The organism is Corallococcus sp. CA041A (assembly GCF_003612075.1).
Taxonomy (GTDB): domain Bacteria; phylum Myxococcota; class Myxococcia; order Myxococcales; family Myxococcaceae; genus Corallococcus; species Corallococcus exiguus.
The window spans coordinates 1-441 of sequence record NZ_RAWF01000659.1 but is presented as its reverse complement, the minus strand read 5'-3'; the positions used below and the strand labels follow the sequence as shown (position 1 = coordinate 441).

General features: G+C 51.5%; 1 protein-coding gene. It reads right to left on the bottom strand.

The window, feature by feature from the left end:
• Positions 1 to 3 precede the first annotated feature (3 nt).
• On the bottom strand, positions 4 to 441 hold a 438-nt coding region (locus tag D7V77_RS45435; RefSeq protein ID WP_233597585.1), incomplete at its 5' end, for a hypothetical protein.

Genomic DNA, 441 nt, shown 5'->3' with positions numbered 1-441 from the left:
GGCTTACAGTCCAGGGTTGTATCCTGATTGCCTAGCCGCATCATCCGGAGTGCTTCCGGAATTCACAGCCCGGTTATATTCGGATTGTTGCTGTAAGCGTTCTTCCCAGTTACCTGTCTGCTGCCTTGGAACGCCTGAGGCTGCGGACCTGCGGGAGGCTGCTAGTTGAGCTGCTGTCCGTTGCGCTATAACTCTCCGTTGTTGCGGAACTTGCGCTAGCTTACTTTGAGTCCAAGCTATCGATTGCGCAGTCGCTCGTTTTGCAGCGAGTGCCTGTTTCAGAAAATGCTCAGATTGATCGAGCGCAGTTTCCCAGTAACAGACTGCTAATCCATTAGCCCATACGGGGTTGTCCGGATCCACTGACGAAGCCTTGTGAAAGTATTCTACCGATTCCTGCGAAAGCTGATGGTTGAATACTTCTGCTGCTTTGATATAGAG